The organism is Ruania alkalisoli, from assembly GCF_014960965.1.
GTDB lineage: Bacteria > Actinomycetota > Actinomycetes > Actinomycetales > Beutenbergiaceae > Ruania > Ruania alkalisoli.
The window spans coordinates 979,117-997,119 of sequence record NZ_CP063169.1; the positions used below are offsets into that span (position 1 = coordinate 979,117).

Sequence of the window (18,003 nt, forward strand, 5' to 3'; positions counted from 1 at the left end):
GCTGGGAGTTGCCTACGTCGCGGTGCTCGATTCCAGGAGAAGGGGTCCGAAAGTGAGGGTCAACCCTGTTCATGGGCCGATTATTCGACCCCTGAGCCGGGTCGACCCTGATCTTCGGGCCCGTGGACCGGTCGACTGGGCTGCTACAGGTAGCGCGCCGGGTCGAACGAGGCCAGCGGGATGATGCGCACACGCGGCAGCGGCACGGTGAAGGCGTGGATGTCATCCTCCAGATCCACCACCTCCAGGCCGCGGTCGGCCAGCTCGGCGAACTGCAGGTTGACGAACTCCCGGAAGGCAATGAGCCCGACCCGGCGCTCGCCGTCCAGCAGGTCCTCCACCTGGGGGAGGAAGTCGCCGTCGTGGCTGGCCAGCAGCACGTCACCGGGCCGTGAGCGCAGCTCGGCGAGGGTGCGCTGGATACCGATGTCGACGACCTTCTCGCCCGGATCGCCCGACAGCGGGATCGGGTGGTAGCCCATCGCGAGCAGCGCCTGCACGAAACTCATCGGCATCTGGCCGCTGGTGGCGTTGAGGAAGAACAGCGCCGTGACCGGATTGCCCCAGCGCGAGCGCGCGTGCTCGGTGATCCGGTCCCAACGAGGCCGCTCGTCGGGGTTGGGTCGGCGTCCCAGCACGCTCATCCCGAGGGTGGCGTCGATGTTCTCGCCGTCCACCAGCAGGTACGTGCGGGGGCCGTCCGGAGTCTGCGACATGGACCCACAGTAGTGCGCAGCGCAGGCGGTGCCATCGACACGTGCCCTCAGCACGTCAATCGACACCCGCCCCACGAAGAAATCCCTCGTCGATGTGGCTGGCCACCTGACCAGCCAGATCGACGAGGGATTTCGGGAGGGGGTGCGAAGCGCCCCGGGTGACGTCAGCGGCGCGTGCCTAACTGCCGATCTGCCCGGCTGGACCGCCCGACTTCAGCGCTGCCAGGCGCGCCTCGACCTCGAGTGTGTCACCGGCGGTCTCCAACTCGTCGAACTGAGCGTCGAGCGAGCTGGCAGCGATCTCTGCCTGTCCGGCCACCAGGGCTTCCTGACGGCGCACCTGCTCCTCGTAGCGGGAGAGCTCGCTCGTGGGGTCCAGCACGTTGATCGAGGACACGGCGTCCTGCACCTTTGCCTGCGCTTCGGCGGACTTGGCGCGTGCGGCGAGCTGATCCCGCTTCACCTTGAGCTGCCCGAGCTTGTCCTTCATCACCGCGAGGCCGTTCTTCAGCTTCTCCACGACCTCGTTCTGGGAGGCGAGGATCGGCTCGGCCTGCTTGACCTCGCGCTCGAACTCCAACTGCTTGCCGAGCGCCACCTTGGCGAGATTGTCGTAGCGGTCGGCTCCGGCGGCGTTCCCCGCCTGGCGCATCTCGTCGGCCTTGCGGGAGGCGGCCAGCGCCTTGTTCCCCCACTCGCGGACGGCGGCTACGTCGTCGTTGTAGTCCTGTTCGGCCAGGCGCAGGTTGCCGATGGTCTGAGCCACGGCCTGCTCGGCCTCGGCGATGTTGTTGGTGTAGTCGCGCACGAGCTGATCGAGCATCTTCTGCGGGTCCTCGGCGCGGTCGATCAGGGAGTTGATGTTCGCCCGGGTGAGCTGGGCGATCCGGCCGAGGATGGTCTGCTTCTCCGTCATGGACGGTCCTTTCGCGTGAAAGTCGGGGTCTGTCTCGTGATGTTCAACGTGCGAGTTCCCGAGATCGTCTCGGGTGGATGTCCTCTCAGAAGCGACCGCCACCTCCTCGTCCGCGGCCACCGCCGCCTCCGAAACCGCCGCCGAAGCCTCCTCCGCCACCGCGCGAGCGACTGCCGCCGAAGCCGCCGTTGAACCCGCCCCCGAAGCCGCCGAGCCCGCCGCCACTGCCGCGACCGCCCCCGAGCGTCTGGCCGAGTATGCCGCCGAGGATCAGCGAGCCGACATCGACGCCCGATCCTCCGCGCCGCCCGTAGCTGCTGCGGCCACCGTATCCACCGCCGCCGAAGCCACCGTCGTGGTGGCTCTCCTCCCAGCGGCGCACGTCCGCATGAGCGAGATCGCGTGCCTGCGAGGCCGCCTGCCAGGAGCTGTTGATCCGCTCGATGGTGCGCGCCGGATCCGACTCCTGACCGGAGCGCGCCTGCCCGAGCAGATCTGTCGCATCGGCCAACCGGGTGCGCGCTTGCGGGCCGATGGCCCCGCGATGGGTCTCGATGTAGGCGTTGACCTGCCGGATGAGATCCTCGGTCCGTTGCAACCCGGCGGGGATCTTCGCTGCCGCGCGTTGGCGGGACTCGGCCTCCTCCCGGTGAGGTGCCAGGGCGTCGTCGAGGGCATCCTCGGCTCCGGTGATCTCCGCGAGTGCGGCGATCGGGTCCCCGCTCTCGCGGGCTGCCTCGGCCTGTTCGATCGCGGTGTGCGCTCGCGGGAGCAGTCCCTGCACCCGCGAGTCGTGGCCGGCGAGCCGCTCCACATCCACCAGGTCGGCCCGGATGGAGGCCAGGGCGGGGTCGAGCTTCGAGCGTGCCTCGGCCAGCTGCAGGCTGCCGTGGTGCACCGACTCGACCAGTGCCACGGCCTGGCCGAGTGCGTCTTCGGCGGTGCGCACATAGGCCACCGCCCCGTTGCGGTCCTCCTCGGCGAGCCGGTCGCGGCCGGCTCGCACCGCTTCTGTCGCGGCCGCGAGGAGCTGCCGTGCCTGGTCGGGCGCCTTGGCCACCGACTCCAGAGCCGTGGCTGGATACGTGGCACGCAGCTGGCCGAGCGCGTGCTCGGCCGGGCCGATGGTGTCGGTGATCTCCTGGACGCGCTGCTCGATCTCGTCGAGCGCTTGCGGGGCGCGGGCCTGCACGTTGCGCAGTTCGGCGAAGCCTTCCGCCTGGTCGTCCAGTGCCTGGTCCGCCTCGTCGCAGAGGGTCAGGATGCGGATGAGCTGTGCACGACGCTCGGCCTCTGAGGTCGCCGAAGCGGCACTCTCGAGCCGGTTCTGCGTCGCGAAGGCCTCACCCAACTGCTTCTTCGCACCGTCCAGTGTCGAACGAAACTCCTGGATCGCCTGCAACCCGAACTGAGCCTCAGCGAAGGCGAGTTCCTGCTCGGAACTGCGGACGGCGTCGTCGAGGGCAACCAGGGCCGAGCCGGCCCGCTGCTCCAGCTCTGGCAACGGTACCCGCGCCAGTTGTGCCTCGAGTGAATCCGGCGGAGGTGGTGGCGTGCCAGGCCGTCCGGGCGCGTCGCCGCGGGATGGCGCGCCTGCCCGCTGGCGCGAGCGCGACCAGGAGCGCAGCACCACGACGGCGATGATGACGACCACGCCGCCACCGAGCAGCCACCAGATCGCCGATCCACCGGACCCCCCGGTCGCCTCCTCCCGCAGCCCGTCGGCGAACGCGACGCCGGCCCCGGACCAGTCGTCGGAGGCCAGGTAGCTCTCGGCGTCGGCCGCGACCCGTTGGACCTGGGAGTCGGTGAGCGGGAAGCCTTGATCCAGGGACCAGGAGTAGGCGCGGTCTTCGACGGCGACAGCGAGCAGCGCGTCATTGACCCCCAGGTCGGACATGACGGCCGTCTCGTCCGCCCAGGTCTGCGCGGTCGACCCGTCGAAGGAGTCCACGTAGACCACGAACAGGTCCAGATCGGTCTCTGCGGCAAGTCGCTCGGTGGCGGCCTCGACGTCGTCCGCATTCGTCGAGAGGACCGCGTCAGAGGTGCGGTCCTCCACGTGACTTCCCACACGGAAGGGTTCCTCCGCCAGCCCGGGCGCCGCCGTCAGCAATGTCAGGACCCCGGCGGAGGCGGCAACGGCGAGCAGGCGCGAGATGGTGCGGTTCACTCCTCGATCTTCGCCGTTCGGCAGCGCCGGCGCAATGACGTCCGCAGGGGAGGTCTCACCACGTCGGTGCTGCGCCGCACGAACACGGCGTTGTGACCGCTATCACGAGCCGATTGGGTTGTGCTGGTATCCGGAGTTATGTTGCCTGCCGTGCCCCAGACTCCTTCCCCCGAACACGTCACTCCGGTGGTCACGGTGATCCAGCATCAGGACGACGTCCCGCTGGGCCTGCTCGCCGAGACCTTGGCCGACGTCGACGTGCGCCTCGTGCGCCCCGACGCCGGCGACCCGCTGCCCGCCGCTGCCGAGATCGATGCGCTCATCGTGCTTGGCGGCACCATGGCTGCGATCGACGATGCCGAGCACCCGTGGTTGCCGGCGGTGCGTGACCTGCTGGCAGACGCTGTCGATCGAGACGTCCCCACCCTGGCGATCTGCCTCGGCGCCCAGATGCTCGCCCTCGCCGGCGGCGGTCAACTCGAGGTGGCGGCGCCGGTCGGACCCGAACGCGGTGTGGTCGAGGTGCGGATGCGCCCCGACGCGTACAAGGATCCGGTGCTCGGCCCCCTTGTCGAGACGATCGGGCGGGATGTGCCGGTGCCTGCGATGCACAGCGATGCGATCACCGTGCTGCCCAAGAGCGCCACATGGCTCGCGTCCTCGTTGCAGTACCCCTACCAGGCGTTCCGGCTCCGTAGCGCGCTGGGTCTGCAGTTCCACCCGGAGGCGGACGAGGAGATCATGCGCCGTTGGGCCGTGAACGAGGGCCTTGACGCCGAGGAGCTGACCGCCGGCTATGACACGCACCGCGAAGCCCTGGCGATGGTGGCCAAGCAGGTCGCAGTCGCGTTCACCGCGCAGCTTCGCCGGCAGGTGAGTGCGGCGGGTTTCGGCCTCTGACGCACGCTCAACGCATCGTCTGGTCCAGGAACTCCCACACGCGCGCCTGCAACTCGGGTACGAACGCGTGCGGCGCATCCAGGAACACCCCGCGATAGGCCGATGCTGCCCCCGCCTGCTCGTATCGGGCGGCGATGTGCTCGTGTGCGGCGCGCATGCCCGCGACCGGGAACAGTGCGTCGCGTTCGCCGTAGCCCACCAGCAGCGGCCGTGGGGCGGCTGCGGCCGCGATGCCGGGCCAGTCCGCCACCCGCCCGATCCCCGGGTTCATCATCATCCACGTGTGGGTGTGCACGAAACCGTCGAGGATCTCCTCGAAGGCGGCCATCATGCACAGCACGGCGGCCGCTCGCACCTGGTCGCTCAACGCTGTCAGCAGGGCGGCGCGTGCGCCCCCGCCGGAGAGGCCCAGGACGGCGACCCCTCCGTCGCGTACATCGGCTCGCCTGGCGAGCAGATCGACGGCGATGAGATCCTCCCGGGCGACCATCCCGCCCCAGGAGGTGCCCAGCACGCCCAGCAGTTTGGCCATCGCATCCTCGTGCGGGCCGGCGTGGGCGTCGTAGCGTTCGGTCTCGCTGACCTCGCGCCCTGCTCGCCGCGCGTGAGCCTCCGCCTGGGCGAGCTGCAGTTCGGCGACGGCCCTCGTGCGGGCGGGCATCGCCGTCACCGGGATGCGCCTGCTGCCCCAGCCGAAGGCATCGTGCGCCAGCACGGTATACCCACGGCGGGCGAGATCGTCCGCCACGGCACGGCCGCCATACAGGTCGTCCCAGATCCGGCGGATCGCCGGTGGTGCGGGATCGGGCCCGTCGGCCACCTTCTCCTTGCCGATGTACTTCACCCCGCCGTGGCAGTGCAACACTACGGCGCCGGGGAGCGGGCCGGTCTCGCCGGCGGGGCGAAGCAGCCGTCCGCGCGCCGGTGGCCCGACGCCGGTGTCCCACTCCAGCTCCACCCCGGTGACGCCGTCCCGCGTCCAGGCCGCGACTTCCTGCGCCTCGGGCGGCGCCGGCTCGGTCCACACGCCGAGGGTGTCGATCAGCCGCTGCCGGATCTGAGCGCCCGAGGGCTCGTCGGAGCCGAACAGCGGGCCCTGTGATCGAGCCAGGTCCAACAGGCCGGACAGGCCTGCTAGATCGGCTGGTTCGGCAGGCTCTGGCGGGCGGGTCGGTTCGGTGGGTGTGGTGCTGTCGGTGTTCACGGTGTGTCCGGTCGTCGGTGGCATCGGTGCTCCGCTCAGCACACTAGCGGGTTCGTCAGTTTCATGTAAGCGGTTCCATCAACGGGTGGTCTTGGTTTATAGTCCGTCAGGTCATCAGCAAGTAACCGGTTTCACGATGTCGTGACCATGAACCAAGGGAGTCGACGATGACTCAGCTCAGCAGGCGGGGATTCCTCGCCGCCGCCGGAACGGTCAGCGTGGGAGCGCTCACCGCCTGCGGTTCGAACAGCAGTGGATCGAGCTCGGACGCGGTCGAGCTCACCGTGATGGCGTGGGCAGACGCCGGCCAGGCCGAACGCTACGAGCAGGAGTTCGCCACCTTCACCGAGAAGAACCCTGACATCGCCGTCTCGCTCGAGTGGATGGATGTGGGCAGCTACCAGGACAAGCTCAACACCCTCTTCGCTGCCGGCGACCCGCCGGACGTGATGTTCATGGTCGGACGATGGCTGGGGGAGTATGCCACCCGCGGCGTGCTGGCCGACCTGAGCGGCTCGGACCAGCTCGACTTCTCCACGATGAACTCCGGTCTGCTGCTGCAGGGGCAGTACCAGGGAGCGCAGTACGCGGTGCCGACCGGCTCCACGGCGATCGCGATGATCTACAACACGCGGATCGTTGCCGATGCTGGGCTGGAACTTCCCGACGACCGCACGTGGACCTGGGCGGACTATGCGGAGTTCAACGCCGAGATCTACGACGCGACCGGTGTGCACGGTGCCGGCTTCTACGTGCCGTGGTTGCCGACGATCACGCAGTACACGCGTCAGCACGGGCAGGATCTGTTCACTACCGACGGCACGCTCGGGGTGAGCGCCGAGACGATCACCGAGTACTTCCAGCTGATCACCGACATGCGCTCGACCGGGGCCTTCGCTCCTCCCGGTTCGCTGGAGGACAATGGCACCTCGGTGGAGCAGTCGCCGCTGGGCCGGGACTTCATCGCCTCGCAGATCATCCCCTCGAACACCTTCGGCGACTACAACTCCGTGATGGGCGGCGATCTGGTGCTGCGCCGGCTGCCCGGTGAGACCGAGGGCCCGCGCCCCGGCTACACGGTGACGCCCACACTGCTGTGGTGCCAGGCGGAGGCATCCGAGCACCCCGAGCAGGCGGCCCGGTTGATCGACTTCCTCACCAACGATCCGGACTCCTTCGCGGCCCGTTCCACGCTGCTCGGGGTGCCGATCAACGCCGAAGTCGCCGAGCAGGTCTCCACCGGTCTCGACGAAGACGCCCAGGAGTTCGTCGACTTCACGGTGGCGCTGCAGGAAGAGGAGCTGGCGCCGTACGAGATGGAGCCGGCCGGTGCGGGAGAGGTGCAGAACATCCTCGTGTCCCTGTCCACCGAGGTCGAATTCGAGCGGATGAGCCCGCAGCAGGCCGGCGAGGAGTTCATGAGCCAGGCCGGCGCGGCCCTCGAGGATGCGGGCTGAGCCCGATGGTCACGCTCACCGCTCCGCCTCGCTCGCGCACGTCTGCCGCTCCAGCAGAGCGTTCCCGACGGCGTCGCACGGCCGGGCAGGACAACGCCGCCTACGTGATGCTCATCCCGTGGGTCATCGGGATGCTGTTCACCCTGATCCCGTTCGGGGTCTCGCTCTACCTGGCCTTCACCGACTACAACCTGCTGCAGCCGGCCGAGTTCGTCGGCTGGGACAACTTCGTGGCGTTCGTGAACGATCCGAAGGCGATGACCGCCGCGGAGGTGACGCTGCGGTACACCTTCATCGCGGTTCCCGTCTCCCTGGTGGCCGCGCTCGGGGTGGCCCTGTTGCTGAACCGCGGCGTACGGGGCCTGAAGTTCTACCGGTCGGCGTTCTACCTGCCGTCCCTGATCGGCGCAAGCGTCGCGATCGTGATGCTGTGGCGTTCGATCTTCGGCTTCGACGGGATCGTCAACGGGTTCCTCGCCCGGTTCGGGATCGAGGGGCCGAGCTGGACCTCGGACCCCTCCTGGGCGCTGGTCACCCTCATCACGTTGAGCGTGTGGGGCTTCGGTGCCGCGATGGTGATCTTCCTGGCGGGGTTGCGGCAGATCCCGCGGATGTACTACGAGGCGGCATCGGTGGACGGCGCCACCCCGGTCCGGCAGTTCGTCTCGATCACGCTGCCGCTGTTGAGCCCGGTGCTGTTCTTCAACCTGGTGCTCGGGCTGATCGGGTCGCTGCAGACCTTCACCCAGGCGTACGTGTTCAGCGGTGGCACAGGCGGCCCTGCCGACTCCACGTTGTTCTTCAACCTGTACCTGTACCAGCAGGGGTTCCAGCAGTTCGACATGGGCTATGCCTCTGCACTGGCCTGGGTGATGTTCGTGGTGATCGCGATCTTCACCGCGATCAACTTCCTCGTCTCGAAGTATTGGGTTTTCTACAATGACTGAGCTCACCGCACCCCGCACGGCCCGGAGCACCTGGCGAGCGATCACCCAGAAGCTCGGCAGCGATGCGGTCTATACCGAAGAGCTCACCGGCACCCCGGCCACCCGGTTCCTGCGGCACGTGGTGCTGCTTGGCCTGGGGCTGTTCATGATGTACCCGCTGCTGTGGATGCTCTCGGCGTCCTTCAAGCCTAGCGGGGACGTGTTCAGCGATACCGGCCTCATCCCGGCCGCCACCGACTGGTCGAACTACGGCACCGGGTGGAACGCTCTCGAGCACGGCTTCCAGCTGTACTTGTTCAATTCGCTGCTGCTGGCGGTGGCGAACATCGTCGGGAACGTGTTCTCGTGCTCGATCACGGCCTATGTCTTCGCCCGGTTGCGCTTCCGTGGCCGGCGGATGATGTTCGCACTGACTCTGGGCACGATGCTGCTGCCCTCGCACGTTGTGCTGATCCCGCAATACGTGGTCTTCTCCAAGCTCGGCTGGATCAACACCTATCTGCCGTTGATCGTGCCGGCATTCCTGGCGACGAATGCGTTCTTCGTCTTCCTCCTCGTGCAGTTCATGCGGGCGTTGCCGATGGAGTTGCAGGATGCGGCCAAGATTGACGGTTGTGGTGCCATCCGGACCTACTGGTCGGTCATCATGCCGCTGACGGTCCCGGCGCTGGCGACGGTCTCGATCTTCACGTTCATCGCCAGCTGGAACGAGTTCTTCGGTCCGTTGCTCTACCTCACGGACCAGGAGCTGTTCACCGTGCCGCTCGCCCTGCGCCAGTTCATCGCCGCCGAGGGGTCGAGCGCATGGGGGCCGATGTTCGCGATGTCGGTGCTTTCATTGCTCCCGGTGATCGGGTTCTTCTTCATCGGTCAGCGCTACTTGATCAATGGCATCGCCACCACGGGGATGAAATGAGTACCCCTGATGCCGCGGCGGGCTGATCGCAGGCAGGTCTCCGGCGTGAGTGGCGCCGGCCGCGGATACGCTGGGGCCATGGCTGGTCGGGTCGGCGTGACGATCGCGGACGTGGCTCGGTTGGCGGGGGTCAGCTCAGCCACGGTCTCGCGGGCGCTCAACGGGCACCCGTCGGTGACCGCGGAGACCGAGCAGAAGGTCCGCCAGGCCGCCGGCCAGCTGGACTACGTGCCCAGTAATGTGGCGCGCAGTCTCTCGTTGGGCAGGACGCATACGGTGGCCCTGCTCATGCCCGACCTCTCGAACCCGATGTTCCAGCAGGTGCTGCGTGGCGTGAACCGCGCTGCAGCCGCCGAGGGGTACCGGGTGCTGGTGACTGACAGCATCGAGGATCCCGACCGAGAGGCCGAACTGGCGATCGAGGCCAGGCGTCGATGCGATGCGCTGATCCTGTGCTCGCCGCGTATGTCAGCACCGGAGCTGCACCGGGTGCTGGCGGCGACGCAACCGGTGGTGCTGGTGAACCGGGAGGCGGAGGCCGGGGCGACGCCGTCGGTGATCGTGGACTACGCCACGGGCGTGCGGCTGCTCACTGAACGTCTGATCGACCTGGGGCACCGGCGGCTGCTGTACCTCGCGGGACCGGCAGCGAGCCTGACGAATGCGGCGCGCGTGCACGCACTGCGAGCGGTGGAACGGGAGAACCCGGGAGTCGCCGTGGAGGTCGTGGCCTGCGGTGGATCCATCGAGGACGGGTCCGCCGCGCTCGGGCCGGTGCTGGCCTCCGGGGCGACCGCAGTGATCGCCTACAACGATGTGATCGCCTTCGGCCTGCTTGGCAAGCTGAACGAGGCCGGTGTACGCATCCCGCAGGATCTTTCGCTCGCCGGCTTCGACGACATCTCCTTCGCCCGGTACTCCACCCCACCGCTGACGACGATGGCCGTGCCACAGACCGAGTTGGGCCGGCTCGCCTTCGACCAGCTCACGCGGGTGCTGGAGGGTGCCACGGACTTGCCGGTGCTGCGGTTCACGCCGAGGCTGGCCGAACGCGGGAGTATCGGCCTGGTCCCGCGCGAGAGCGTGGAGCCGCGGTTGCTGGAGGAGTCGACGGCGCCCTTCGCGTGGCACCGCGACGAGGATGTGGCCGCGACTCTCGAGCTCGCCGGGTCGGTGCTTGCCCGGTATGAGCGGCGGCCGGTGATGCCGGATCTGTACTCGCCCCGCCCCTATCTGCACCCCCTCTACACCTTGGCGGGAGTTCCCCTGACCGCTGCCAGTCCACCGTTGCACCGGCATCAGCACGGGCTCTCGTTCGCGGTGCCGTTGGTGAACGGGACGAGTTACTGGGGAGGCCGTACGCACGTGCGGGATGTTGGCCCGGTGCTGCTGCCCAACCACGGCTCGCAGCTGGGCCATGACGCCACTGTGGCGGGAACCGAGCTGACCGAACGCTTGCGCTGGCACGCCGAGGATGGCGCCGTGCAACTGGAGGAGGAGCGGGTCCTGACGGCGCAGGTGCTCGCCGACAATGCCGGCTGGCGGTTGCGGTGGCGCAGTGAGCTGACGGCGACCCCGGGGCGGGTGGTGATCGAGAGCCCCCATGCCAGCGGTCGCGCCGATGCCGGCTACGGCGGCATCTTCTGGCGCTTCGCCGATGCCGAAGGCGTCGAGGCGTTCACGGCGGGCGGGGTCGACCCGCACGGGGCTCGCACCCCGTGGCTCGTGCTCCGATGCCACGGCGAGCGTCCGTGGTCGGTGGTGCTGACTCAGGTCGGATCCGAGCCGGTGCCGTGGCACGTGCGGCTGGGAGAGTACGTCGCGGCAGGTCCGGCGATCGCATGGGACGGGCCGATCATCATGGAGTCCGGGCAGAGACTCGCTGTGGGTCTGGATGCCGTGATCCTGGACCGGGCGGTCACGACCAGCGAGGTGTCGGACTTGCTCGAAGTGTGACTGGCGTCTGCCTGCGACCCCTGGACTAATACTAGAGCGTGTGCTCTAGTATTGCGGTATGAATGAGACAACACTGCGGCAGCCGCGTGCCGTGGCGGCCGGCTTCGGAGTCGCCGTGATGGTGCCCGGGATCGGGCTCGGGCTCGGCGGACCGGCACTGGCCTCCTGGCTGGTGGACCTGCTCGACCGCTCGCCACTGCCGACGCCGGGCCTGCTGCAGGTGATCGCCGGCCTGCCGTGGTCCTGGTCGATCCCGATCGGCGTGCTGCTCGGCGTGGTCGGCGGCGTGCTCCTCGCGATGACGATCGTGCGCGAGGCCCTGGAGCTGACCGTGGCGTCCGACCATCTGGAGTACCGCCAGGACGGCCGGGAGGGGTGGATCGAACGCACGGACGTGGCGAGCGTCCATCCGGACGGCAGGGACGTCGTCGTGCTCGACTCGGGTGGCCGTGCACTGGTGCGGCTGAATGCCGAGGCGCTGGACCGTTCGAGGCTGGTGCGGACTCTGCGTGAGTACGACTATCCGTGGCAGGAGGAGGACCCGTTCGAGGCGGACTATCACCGCTGGATGGATGGGCGCCCAGGTTTCACCGCGGCCGAGCACCGGTTGATCGGCCGGTGGCAGGAGGTGCGCCGCAAGGGCAAGGAGCGGGCCGAGGCCGAATCTGCGCTGCGCGAGGCGGATCTGGTGGTGCGCTACCGGGAGGGCCGGGTGCAGGTCCGCCGGGCGGGAGAGTCGAGCCGTGGCACGGACCGTCGACCCGCAACGTCATGAGGAACGGCGGCTGCACATCATCGATGCGGCCCTCACCGTCATCGCCGCCCGTGGCTACGATGGCGCCACCACGGCCGCGATCTGCCGCCAGGCGCGGATCGGGTCGGGCACCTTCTTCCACTATTTCCCGACCAAGGTAGACGTACTGCTGGCGATCCTGGAGTTGGGGACCGACGATGTCCGCAGGCTCCGAGAAGCGGTTGAGGGGATTGAGGACCCGGTGGCGGCCGTGCTGCGGATCGTCGACCAGCAGATCGAAGATGCGAGCGATCCACGTCTGGGTGGCTTTGTCCGTGCTGTGGCAGCGGTGATGACCGAGCCGCGGGTGGCGGCCGCACTCGGAGCCGACGAACGGGCCCAGCGCGAGCTGTTGACGCAGATCCTCGCTCAGGGGCAGGAGGGCGGCCGGGTGCGCACCGATCTGCAGGTCGAGCGGCTGGTCTCCTGGGTGCGGTTGCTGATGGACGGCTTCCTGGAGCAGATCGCCACCGATCCCGCGTTCACCGCAGAGCGGGAGGGCCCGATGTTGCGGGAGATCGTACGATCCGTGCTGACCGGTCAGGCCCCCGACCCCAGCAGGTCCACCGCGTCCACGATCGTGTAGGCGTACCCCTGCTCGGCGAGGAACCGCTGCCGGTGGGCGGCGAAGTCCTGATCCACGGTGTCGCGGGTGACGATGGCGTAGAAGTGCGCGGTCCGCCCGTCGGCCTTGGGTCGCATCACCCGGCCCAGGCGTTGCGCCTCCTCCTGACGGGAGCCGAACGACCCGGAGATCTGGATCGCCACCGCCGCCTCGGGCAGGTCGATGGAGAAGTTCGCCACCTTGCTCACCACGAGTGTGGTCAGCTCACCGGTGCGGAACGCCTCGAACAGCCGCTGCCGCTCGGGCACGGTGGTGCTGCCGGTGATCACCGGAGCGTCCAGCGCCTCGCTGAGCTCGGTCAGCTGGTCGATGTACTGGCCGATGATGAGCGTCTGCTCCCCGGCGTGCTTCTTCAGCAGTTCGCGCACCACCGCCGTCTTCGCCGATGCCGTCGCAGCCAGCCGGTACCGGTCCTCCGGTTCGGCCATCGCATACGCCATCCGGTCCGAGTGCGGTAGGTCGAGGCGTACCTCGGTGCAGTCGGCGGGGGCGATGTAGCCCTGGGACTCGATGTCCTTCCATGGGGCGTCGTAGCGCTTGGGGCCGATGAGGGAGAAGACCTCGTCCTCGCGCCCGTCCTCGCGTACCAGCGTGGCGGTCAGGCCGAGGCGCCTGCGGGCCTGCAGGTCCGCCGTCATGCGGAAGATCGGTGCGGGCAGCAGGTGCACCTCGTCGTAGACGATGAGGCCCCAGTCGCGGGCGTCGAGCAGGTCCAGGTGCGGGTAGGCGCCCTTCCGCTTGGTGGTGAGCACCTGGTAGGTGGCGATGGTGACCGGCCGGATCTCCTTGCGGGAGCCGGAGTACTCACCGATCTCCTCCGCCGTCAGGGAGGTGCGGCGCACCAGTTCATCGCGCCACTGCCGGGCGCTGACGGTGTTGGTCACCAGAATCAGGGTGGTGGTGCCGGACTGGGCCATCGCCCCGGCCCCTACGAGCGTCTTACCCGCCCCGCAGGGAAGCACGACGACGCCGCTTCCGCCGTGCCAGAAGGTCTCCACCGCCTCTTCCTGGTAGGGGCGCAGTGACCAATCACCGGTGTTGAGGGAGATGGCGTGCTTCTCGCCGTCGACGTAGCCGGCAAGATCCTCGGCCGGCCAGCCAAGCTTGACGAGCACCTGCTTGAGGTGGCCGCGCTCGCTCGGGTGCACAACGACGGTCGTCTCGTCGACCTTCGCGCCCACCAGGCCGGCGGTGCGCTTGGAGCGCAGCACCTCGGTGAGCACGGGCACGTCCAGCGCGTGCAGCACGAGCCCGTGGGTGGGGTGCTCCATCAACTGCAGCCGCCCGTACCGGGACATCGTCTCGGCGATGTCGACCAGCAGGGCGTGCGGCACCGGGTAGCGCGAGTACTGGATGAGGGTGTCGACCACCTGCTCGGCATCGTGGCCGGCGGCGCGGGCGTTCCACAGCCCCAGCGGGGTGAGCCGGTAGGTGTGGATGTGCTCGGGTGCGCGTTCGAGTTCGGCGAACGGGGCGATGGCGCGCCGGCACGCGCCAGCCTGCTCGTGGTCGACCTCGAGCAGCAGGGACTTGTCGGACTGGACGATCAGGGGGCCATCGGGCATCAGATCATTCTCTCACCTCTGCGCGACCCTCACACGGGCCGCACCGCCACGATCCGGTGCGGCGCCACGGTGATCTCGGCATCACGCCGCACGTCCCGCACCCGCACCCATCCGCCGTCCACGGTCAGCGGCTGCACTGTGCGCGACTCCGTCCCCCCACGCGGTCCCGCCATCACGAGCTCCACCTCGGTGCCGGAGCGTGCCGCCACCCGCAGCGCCTCCAGCACCTGTGGCGGCTCCGGAACGTCCGTCCCGCGGTCGGCGAGCAGCCGCCGGGCTCGCTCCTCCCCGGTGCGCATGTGCCGCACGGTCTCATCCAGATCCGTGGCGTCCGGCCCGTCCGCTGCGTCCTGGGAGTCCGGGTCCACCGCCGGGTGTGGCGCTCGCGCCCGGCTCACCGGCACCGCCACCACCGTGCCGTCGGCGGCCTCCAGCACCGGGTTCGCGCCCGCATCCCGCAGCGCCGCCACCAGTTCACCCGGTTCGGCGCGGGCAATCAGCACCGTCGGAGCGATCGCCCGCAACCCCAGGCCAGCGAGCATCGGCGCCCCCAGTAGCCGGGCGGCGGTCGCCTCGTCCACCCGTACGTAGGACCGTGCCGCACCCACCCGCACCTGCCCGTGCGTGCGTGCCGTGTCATGCACCAGATACTCCAGCGGTTGCGGCACCTGCCGGGCCACGCCGCGCAGCCGTTCCAGCAACTCCTGTGCCGTGTCGCCCCTTTCCAGCGCCCGCCGGATGCTGCCAGCGGTGAACCGAACCGTCACCGCGGCACCGTGGCTCTCCACTTCCGCCGCATCGGCTAGCAGCTCCGCCAGTGCCCGTCCCGGCCGCCCCGGGACGATCCCGGTCAGATCTCCCTGCAGAATCAGATCCTCGACGGCGGGGGGTAGCTGAGCGGTGAACGATTGCGCCAACCTTTCGCGCACCTGGGCGCGCTCATCCTGGTAGTCGGCGGGGCTGGGCCGTTCCGCTTCATCCCCGTACGCCGCGAGGAGAGCGCGGCCGGCTTCGGTGACCGCCCCCGCCCCTGTCAGCCCGAGCGCACCAGCCTCGGCGAGCACCGCCGTCACGGCAGTCTCGGGCGGAACCGAACGTGCACTGAACCAGGAGAGCCGTTCGCGTACGGCGCTCACCTCCGGCGCACTTCCGGGCGGCCATGCCGCCACCGCGGCCAGCACCCGACGGCGCAACACCGGCGCCCAGTGACGCTCCAGTGCCGGGCCGAGCGCCGACCGTAGCGTCCCGCGGTCATCGCGCGTACCCGCCAACCAGGGGGTACGCCGCCACCCGATCCAGCCGAGCACCAGATCCGCCCACCGCTCGCCGATCTCCTCACCGGCCCATTCCTCGGCCGCCACGGTCGGTGCCCAGGCAGTCCCGTCGTCGTCGTGGATACGCCCGACCAGTCCAAGCATGGTGGCGAGCTCCACCGCCAGCACCGCGCGCTCCGACGTCGCACTGATCCGGCTCGCCAGCTGCCGCAGCTCGCGTACCCCGACCCCGCCGGCTCGCAGCACCCGTGGCGGCTCCTGGCCCCAGGCCGTCAGCGCCTTGTCGATCTGACCGAGCAGGGTCTCGGCGGCGCGCACCGACTCCGCGGCCACGGTCTCCTCACCCCGGGTGGGCGCCTCGGCCAGCGGGGGAGCCCCCTGCAGCCCGCGAACCAGCCGGCCGCCCCGGGCGGCGATCCCGACCTCGCGTGGGAGTACCAGTTCCGTGCCTGAGCGGCGGACGAGCACATGATGATCGAGCAGCCACCGGGCCGCCGCCGGGATGTCGTGGGCCACGGTGCCCACCGGTGGCCCCCAGGTGAGGGCCTCCAGCATCCGCCGAGCGCCGTCCGGTGCGCGGGCCATCGTCTCGGTCAGAGCGTGTGCCGTGGTCGGCCAGCCCGCATCCGCCCGCACCGACAGTTCACCCAGCGGCGGACCCAACCCGAGCGGGTGGGAGCCCACGGCCTCAGCGAGCCCGGGTACGGGACGGAAGGTTCCGCCGTCGGAGACCACCAGGGCGAGTTCGGTGAGGATGGTGAGATACGGCGCAGCCTCGGCCCCGACGGCGGACGAGACCGCCTCGGACGTGCAGCCGGGCTGCAGCAGCACGAGCGCCTCGGCAACCACGCAGGTCGGGGAGTCGAGCGTGCCCAGGGCCCGTGCGAGCGAACCACGCGCCGTCGCCCGGCTCGCGAGCGCCGTGATCGACGTTGGCGGCGGGGAGGCCAGGTCCGGCCGGTGGCGCAGCAGTGAGGCGATCCGGGCGTCGTCCCAGGAACGCAGGACCTCGGCGAGATCGGGCGCGGAAGACACACCGGTGGACATCCTGCCCAGTCTACGGACCCACGGAGTGCCGGGCGGATCAGGACCCGTCTCAATCAGGTCGCCCAGGCCCGCTCCCGGCCGGTAAACTCGGTGTACGGGTGCGCCCAGGGCGCGCCCGTTCGTTCGATCCCGTCAAGAGTCAGGACATTCTCGTGCCCACCGGCAAGGTCAAGTACTTCGACGCCGACCGTGGTTTCGGCTTCATCGCCGCCGATGACGGCGGCGAAGTCTTCCTGCACGCCTCGGCGCTGCCCACCGACGTCACTGCGCCTCGCAAGGGCAGCCGTGTCGAGTTCAGTGTCGCCGACGGCCGCCGCGGCCCGCAGGCGCTGTCGGTGACCCTGCTGGACCCGGTCCCGTCGGTGGTGCGCGCCAAGCGGCGCCCCGCCGACGAGATGGCACCCATCGTGGAGGACCTGATCAAGTGGCTCGACAAGGCCGGCGGCCGGCTGCGCTCCGGGCGGTACCCGGACTCGGCGGACTCGGCACGTCTGGCGAAGCTGCTGCGAGCCGTTGCCGACGAGTTCGACGCATGACCCTGACTCGCGCGACGAGTCCGCACCCGCCGATGGAAGGCACCTCATGAGCACCGTCACCTTCACCGGAAAGGCGCCCTCGAGCCGACGCTCCACCAAGGACGCCGTGCTCGAAGGCGCGGTCGAGGTCGCGCGGGAGGCGCTGAGCTCCACCACCGACGGTGTGGGGGAGCACCTCGGGTTCGAACTCGAGTCCGAGCGGCTCGGGATCCACTGGTTCGCGGCCACGATGCCCGGCTACCTCGGTTGGCGTTGGTACGTCTCGGTCTCGCGAGCGCCTCGTTCGCGTACCGCGACCGTGTGCGAGAGCGGGCTGTTGCCCGGCGACGGCTCCCTCCTCGCGCCCGCGTGGTTGCCATGGTCGGAGCGTCTTGCCCCCGGTGACCTCGGCCCGACCGACCGGCTCCCGCATGTGGCCGATGACGAGCGGCTCGAGCGCGGATACGTCGCCACCGGCGAGCCCGAGCTGGACCGGCTCGCCATCGTCGAACTGGGACTGGGGCGCGACCGGGTGATGAACGCCAAGGCACTCGATGCTGCGGCCACCCGCTGGTACCACGGCTCTCAGGGTCCGGAATCCAGCGGCGCGCGCGTCGCCGGGAAGTCCTGTGCGGCATGCGGCTTCGTCGTGCCTCTGGCAGGCTCGCTCGGCCAGCTCTTCGGGGTGTGCGCCAACGAGTGGTCGCCCGACGACGGCAAGGTCGTCTCCCTCGACCACGGATGCGGGGCGCACTCCGAGACGGATGTGACGCCGCAGGGACACGAGTGGTCCCAGAGTGACCTCGTCGTCAACGAGCACGGTATCGACGTGGTGGAGAGCACGGACGTCTCCGGGGCCACCCCGGAGCCCGAGGCCGCCCCGGAGCCCGAGGCGTCTCAGGAGTCCGGGGGTGCTCAGGAGAGTGAGGCCACCCAGGAGACTGAGGCCGCCCAGGAAATCGCGGATGAGACGGCCTCGCCGAGCGGCTCCTGAATTCT

15 protein-coding genes are annotated in these 18,003 nt (G+C 69.5%); 9 read left to right on the top strand and 6 right to left on the bottom strand.

Going from position 1 to position 18,003, the window contains the following annotated elements; translation table 11 throughout:
• Positions 1-143: 143 nt before the first annotated feature.
• From IM660_RS04125 to IM660_RS04135, 3 genes are all read right to left on the bottom strand, one after another.
• Complete coding sequence (locus tag IM660_RS04125) at positions 144-716, bottom strand: NYN domain-containing protein (RefSeq protein ID WP_193498145.1); 573 nt, start codon at positions 714-716, stop codon at positions 144-146.
• Between the two features lie 178 nt (positions 717-894).
• Entirely contained in the window at positions 895-1,632 is a 738-nt protein-coding gene (locus IM660_RS04130; protein ID WP_193498146.1) for a PspA/IM30 family protein, read from the bottom strand.
• A gap of 85 nt (positions 1,633-1,717) precedes the next feature.
• Positions 1,718-3,805 (bottom strand): TPM domain-containing protein, encoded by a 2,088-nt coding sequence (locus IM660_RS04135; protein WP_193498147.1) that lies wholly within the window; start codon positions 3,803-3,805, stop codon positions 1,718-1,720.
• Positions 3,806-3,955: 150 nt separating this feature from the next.
• On the opposite strand from IM660_RS04135, the gene IM660_RS04140 reads away from it, so the two are divergent.
• Entirely contained in the window at positions 3,956-4,705 is a 750-nt protein-coding gene (locus IM660_RS04140; protein WP_246465135.1) for a type 1 glutamine amidotransferase, read from the top strand.
• Positions 4,706-4,712: 7 nt separating this feature from the next.
• On the opposite strand, the gene IM660_RS04145 is transcribed toward IM660_RS04140, so the two are convergent.
• The gene (locus tag IM660_RS04145; RefSeq protein ID WP_193498149.1) at positions 4,713-5,933 is read right to left on the bottom strand and encodes a dienelactone hydrolase family protein; all 1,221 of its coding nucleotides are present in this window, start codon (positions 5,931-5,933) and stop codon (positions 4,713-4,715) included.
• Between the two features lie 143 nt (positions 5,934-6,076).
• On the opposite strand from IM660_RS04145, the gene IM660_RS04150 reads away from it, so the two are divergent.
• From IM660_RS04150 to IM660_RS04175, 6 genes are all read left to right on the top strand, one after another.
• Positions 6,077-7,366: an ABC transporter substrate-binding protein gene (locus tag IM660_RS04150; protein ID WP_193498150.1), complete on the top strand. Its 1,290-nt coding sequence runs from the start codon at positions 6,077-6,079 to the stop codon at positions 7,364-7,366.
• A gap of 5 nt (positions 7,367-7,371) precedes the next feature.
• Positions 7,372-8,313 carry a carbohydrate ABC transporter permease gene (locus tag IM660_RS04155; RefSeq protein ID WP_193498151.1) on the top strand — a complete coding sequence of 314 codons (942 nt, stop codon included), beginning with the start codon at positions 7,372-7,374 and terminating at the stop codon, positions 8,311-8,313.
• A complete protein-coding gene (locus IM660_RS04160; RefSeq protein ID WP_193498152.1) occupies positions 8,306-9,229 on the top strand; it encodes a carbohydrate ABC transporter permease in 924 nt (307 codons plus the stop codon). Before IM660_RS04155 ends, IM660_RS04160 begins: the two co-directional genes overlap by 8 nt.
• A gap of 78 nt (positions 9,230-9,307) precedes the next feature.
• Complete coding sequence (locus IM660_RS04165; RefSeq protein WP_193498153.1) at positions 9,308-11,185, top strand: DUF6807 family protein; 1,878 nt, start codon at positions 9,308-9,310, stop codon at positions 11,183-11,185.
• 58 nt (positions 11,186-11,243) lie between these two features.
• Positions 11,244-11,960, top strand: coding sequence for a YqeB family protein (locus IM660_RS04170; protein WP_193498154.1), 717 nt, complete (start codon positions 11,244-11,246; stop codon positions 11,958-11,960).
• A complete protein-coding gene (locus IM660_RS04175) occupies positions 11,929-12,564 on the top strand; it encodes a TetR/AcrR family transcriptional regulator (RefSeq protein ID WP_193498155.1) in 636 nt (211 codons plus the stop codon). Before IM660_RS04170 ends, IM660_RS04175 begins: the two co-directional genes overlap by 32 nt.
• Here IM660_RS04175 and IM660_RS04180 read toward each other — a convergent pair.
• Positions 12,519-14,168, bottom strand: coding sequence for a DNA repair helicase XPB (locus tag IM660_RS04180; protein WP_193498156.1), 1,650 nt, complete (start codon positions 14,166-14,168; stop codon positions 12,519-12,521). The two genes, IM660_RS04175 and IM660_RS04180, sit on opposite strands and share 46 nt — an antisense overlap.
• Positions 14,169-14,197: 29 nt before the next feature.
• The gene (locus IM660_RS04185) at positions 14,198-16,489 is read right to left on the bottom strand and encodes a helicase-associated domain-containing protein (RefSeq protein ID WP_193498157.1); all 2,292 of its coding nucleotides are present in this window, start codon (positions 16,487-16,489) and stop codon (positions 14,198-14,200) included.
• Positions 16,490-16,641: 152 nt separating this feature from the next.
• Here IM660_RS04185 and IM660_RS04190 point away from each other — a divergent pair, with 152 nt between their 5' ends.
• Positions 16,642-17,025, top strand: coding sequence for a cold-shock protein (locus IM660_RS04190; protein ID WP_159621259.1), 384 nt, complete (start codon positions 16,642-16,644; stop codon positions 17,023-17,025).
• 46 nt (positions 17,026-17,071) lie between these two features.
• Complete coding sequence (locus IM660_RS04195) at positions 17,072-17,998, top strand: DUF3027 domain-containing protein (protein WP_193498158.1); 927 nt, start codon at positions 17,072-17,074, stop codon at positions 17,996-17,998.
• Positions 17,999-18,003 lie beyond the last annotated feature (5 nt).

What these genes read in the sequence shown, in the direction of transcription:
- IM660_RS04125 (WP_193498145.1), bottom strand. Translation starts at nt 716, where the DNA reads ATGTCGCAGACTCCGGACGGCCCCCGCACGTACCTGCTGGTGGACGGC.
- IM660_RS04130 (WP_193498146.1), bottom strand. Translation starts at nt 1,632, where the DNA reads ATGACGGAGAAGCAGACCATCCTCGGCCGGATCGCCCAGCTCACCCGG.
- IM660_RS04145 (WP_193498149.1), bottom strand. Translation starts at nt 5,933, where the DNA reads ATGCCACCGACGACCGGACACACCGTGAACACCGACAGCACCACACCC.
- IM660_RS04150 (WP_193498150.1), top strand. Translation starts at nt 6,077, where the DNA reads ATGACTCAGCTCAGCAGGCGGGGATTCCTCGCCGCCGCCGGAACGGTC.
- IM660_RS04155 (WP_193498151.1), top strand. Translation starts at nt 7,372, where the DNA reads ATGGTCACGCTCACCGCTCCGCCTCGCTCGCGCACGTCTGCCGCTCCA.
- IM660_RS04160 (WP_193498152.1), top strand. Translation starts at nt 8,306, where the DNA reads ATGACTGAGCTCACCGCACCCCGCACGGCCCGGAGCACCTGGCGAGCG.
- IM660_RS04165 (WP_193498153.1), top strand. Translation starts at nt 9,308, where the DNA reads ATGGCTGGTCGGGTCGGCGTGACGATCGCGGACGTGGCTCGGTTGGCG.
- IM660_RS04170 (WP_193498154.1), top strand. Translation starts at nt 11,244, where the DNA reads ATGAATGAGACAACACTGCGGCAGCCGCGTGCCGTGGCGGCCGGCTTC.
- IM660_RS04180 (WP_193498156.1), bottom strand. Translation starts at nt 14,168, where the DNA reads ATGCCCGATGGCCCCCTGATCGTCCAGTCCGACAAGTCCCTGCTGCTC.
- IM660_RS04185 (WP_193498157.1), bottom strand. Translation starts at nt 16,489, where the DNA reads ATGTCCACCGGTGTGTCTTCCGCGCCCGATCTCGCCGAGGTCCTGCGT.
- IM660_RS04195 (WP_193498158.1), top strand. Translation starts at nt 17,072, where the DNA reads ATGAGCACCGTCACCTTCACCGGAAAGGCGCCCTCGAGCCGACGCTCC.